This window comes from Lacinutrix gracilariae, from assembly GCF_042684485.1.
In the GTDB taxonomy this organism is placed as follows: domain Bacteria; phylum Bacteroidota; class Bacteroidia; order Flavobacteriales; family Flavobacteriaceae; genus Oceanihabitans; species Oceanihabitans gracilariae.
Window position 1 is genome coordinate 1 of the sequence record NZ_JBHULM010000039.1, and the last position, 3744, is coordinate 3744.

Annotated in this window: 4 protein-coding genes; all 4 read left to right on the top strand. The window is 30.4% G+C overall.

Annotated elements, in window-relative coordinates; translation table 11 throughout:
- The first annotated feature begins 162 nt into the window (after window positions 1-162).
- On the top strand, window positions 163-1098 hold the full coding sequence (locus tag ACFSSB_RS15580; RefSeq protein ID WP_379905969.1) for a hypothetical protein: 936 nt from the start codon (window positions 163-165) through the stop codon (window positions 1096-1098).
- 167 nt (window positions 1099-1265) lie between these two features.
- Entirely contained in the window at window positions 1266-1526 is a 261-nt protein-coding gene (locus tag ACFSSB_RS15585) for a hypothetical protein (RefSeq protein ID WP_379905972.1), read from the top strand.
- Window positions 1523-1903: a hypothetical protein gene (locus ACFSSB_RS15590; protein WP_379905974.1), complete on the top strand. Its 381-nt coding sequence runs from the start codon at window positions 1523-1525 to the stop codon at window positions 1901-1903. Before ACFSSB_RS15585 ends, ACFSSB_RS15590 begins: the two co-directional genes overlap by 4 nt.
- A gap of 156 nt (window positions 1904-2059) precedes the next feature.
- Window positions 2060-2950, top strand: a complete 891-nt coding sequence (locus ACFSSB_RS15595; RefSeq protein WP_379905976.1) for a hypothetical protein — start codon at window positions 2060-2062, stop codon at window positions 2948-2950.
- Window positions 2951-3744 lie beyond the last annotated feature (794 nt).

Here is a 3744-nt window from a genome sequence, read left to right on the forward strand (position 1 = left end):
TACCCACAACACCGTGTATAATTAATTGCTAGGTTCTTCTCTACTTGCGAAAATTCCTGCGGAATTTTCACGGGTTCGTAAATGTTTGTTAACTTAGTTGCCTAACCACGCAACTAACCATACACAAACACGTTGTGCGTCAGCTTTGAAAAACACCAATCAATGAAATTTAAACTTGGAATTTTAGCATTATTATTTTCTTTTAATTGCTTTGCTCATAAGGACAAAGTAATTGGAAAAACATATGGCAATGTGAAAATCTATATGAAAACAGGATTTGATTATTCCGATATTGAAAAAATTAAAATCGTTGGACAATTATCGGAAAAGCTATCAGACCGATTGAGTTATAAAGACACAATATTCATTGAATATGTACAAGATTATACCGACAACTATGCTGATGACCTCTATCTTTTAGAATACAATAATTCTAATTATAAAATAGCTACTGGAATAAAATCTGATTATACAATAGAATCGAATGATAATGGATTATCTGTCAGAATTTATGCTGACCGAATTAAAATTGTAGATGTCTTAAAACTTGTAGAATTTACAATAATTAATAAAGAAAAAACAAATTCGTTTTTAACTAAAAAATCTATTGGATTTAATGTTTACGAAGACCAAGAATTACTAGAACCATTAGTTTCAATTGCAACAGAAGATGAAATAATTAAACAAATTATATCATCCAAATCGGAAATAGTTGAGAATATAATTACCAATAAAATTTTAGTAAATAGTCAGAAACCTTATGGAATGGAAATCTATTGGCAGAATGGTAAATTTATATTTGAATACAATCATATTCAAAAAAACAAACAAGAATTTGTTTTTGAGATAGAAGACTATTATTACCATTTGTATGTGAATGTCAATGATATTTTAATTTTCGTTGATAAAAATTCATTTTACTTTTTAGATGGAACTGATGATAAACCAAAAAAGTTGATTAATATTGACATTGGTGGTTATGCACCAATTAGAACAATGGATTTTGGAGATAAAATATTATTTCAAAGCTACAGGAATCAAAGCAACATAAATATTTTTGTAAAAGAAACGAATAAAGTCATTTCAAAATTTGAGTAGAAAAACAGCCGAACGCACAACAACGTGTATAATTAATTGCTTTTTAAATGCTTACTTGCGAATATTCCTGCGGAATATTCACAGGTTCGTTAAAGTTTGCTAACTTAGTTGCTTAACCACGCAACTAACCATACACAAACACGTTGTAGCCAATTTGAGAGAAACATTTGAACCAAGAATTAAAAAATACAGAAAAACGAAAAACTGAACCTCTGACAAATAAGGAATGGTTCACTTTCTTTATAATTCCTGTGAATCCTAACTCTCGTTTGAACTCAAAAAGTGCAAACCAAATTGAATACGAACGATATGAAAGGTTTGGATTTAAAAAGAAAATGGAACAAGCCGATACTGCACGAATTGCAGGAGTTTTATTTTACTTTTTTATAATTTTAATTGCAATTATTATTTATTACATAAAATTATGAGTTGGTCAATAATTCTATTTAACTCAAACGAAAAGATTCCATCTGACTTGGATTTCGATGAGAATATTCTCGAACCGATTTTGTTTAGTGTTATTCTGGAAAGGTCATTTTCGGAAATTAAATCTGACAAAAATCATAGAGAAATAAAAGGTTCTAATTTTGCGATTGACTTTTTTGTGGATAATGAACCAACTGGAACAAAAATGCTGAATTTATATGGAGAAAACGGACTTTATGAACTGATTGAATTAGCAAAAAAATATAAATGGCAAGTTTATGACACGAATCTAAATGAATTTATAGATTTAGAAAATCCAAAAAATAACGGATTTGAAAATCACAAAAAATACGTTGAACAAATAATAAATCGGAAATAAAAACTGGCTACAACACCGTATATAATTTATTGCTAGTTCTAGCCTACTTACGAAAATCCTCACGGATTTTCTATTCGGTTTTTATTTGTTAACTTAGTTGCTTAACCACGCAACAAACCATATACAAACACGTTAGGCACAATATGAATCAACCATATGGAAGAAGAAAAACCAGAAGAAGAAAAAATTGAAACTTTTGAAGAAAAATTTGAAAAGTTCATAAGTACAGCTAAAGGAGAAATCTCAGATTTAAAAACTGAATTAGATGACGTCACAGAACTATATAATGACTTCATCAAAAAACCAAGTGCAGCCGTATTAAGTAAAGCTGAAAAGCTCAATGAAACTTATGAAAAAGTTGATAGTTATAGCTCAGAAATATCGGACATTGAGGGTAAAGTAAAAGACTTTGAAACTAAAATTTTTGGTAAAACACCCGAAGATAAGGAATCTTTAAAAGTCAAACTCAATCAATTAAAAACAGAGCACGAAGAATTACACGGAGAATGGGAAGGAAAATACGAAGCACTAACTACAAAAATAGAAGGACTTCTACCTGGAGCAACTTCTGCTGGACTTGCGAAATCTTACTTCGACCAAAAAAATAGTTATAAATGGCCAAATATAATTTGGTCAGCAGTTTTTGCTTTAACAATGGTCGGAATGGTCTATTATGCAGTTCAGACAGTTACTGAAAGTTCTGATATTGGAACAGCTTTTAGAAATATTTTATCAAGAGCACCTTTCTTCATCCCTACTATTTGGCTTGCCTTATTTGCGAGTAAACAACAAAGTCAAAATAGAAGACTTGAACAAGAATATGCCTACAAAGAAAGTTTAGCCAAATCTTATGATGGATATAAAAGAGAAATTGACAATCTGCCTGAAAGTGAGGAAAAGAATGAAATAATGGAGAAATTAGTTCGTACTATGATTGACACAGCAGGATTCAACCCAAGTTCTACTTTAGAGAAACAATCACATAATGACAAACCACCAATTTTTGGAAATTTGTTTGGTCGAAATAAAATTGATGAAAAAAAGTAAAATACTGTGCCTAACACCGTATAAAAACAATTGCGGTTTAGTGCTTAACCAAAGGTCGTTGCGTGTTTGTAACGTCTGATTTTCCTTCGGAAAATCCTCGCATACAAACCCGCAACTATTCTTATACATAAACGTTATATAAAATAGCTCAAAAACCGCAAATTAAGTAACATAACTATTTTTAAACATTTAATAATTATAGGTTTCAACTAACTTTTCTCACTCAGATCTTAAAAAATAAAAGCTAATTCTGCCTACTCAGATTTAGAAAAGTAAACCCAAATCAATTCAATTTTTAGCGCATTACAAACTTAAGAAGTCATTTACATAAATCGCTCCACTCCTATTATGAATATTTAGCTGCTTGTGTAATTTTAACGAAAAGAAAACATTAACTCAAACGTAAAATGCTACAAAGCGTTTTCAAAATAAACACTTTTCGCTATTCAGCTGTAAAAGCAAAACACGTTTAGCTTTCATCTATTTTATTGTAGCATCTTTACGGCAAAATAATTCGTGCTTACTCAAATGTTTCGCTACATTATATAACAACGTATATAAAAAATCGCTAGATTAGTGCTTAAATAAAGGGCGTTGCTTTTTTACCAACTTCCGATTTTCCTTCGGAAAATCATCGCTGTTAAAAACGCAACTTTCCATATACCAAACCGTTGTATTTAATAATCCCCGACTTCTGGAACTTCCCTTGTTCATTGCAAGTATCGAAACTTATGGATTAATGTCAGAGCGATAAAACTCTTACGGAATACTGGACTTACAATAAGAATTTCACC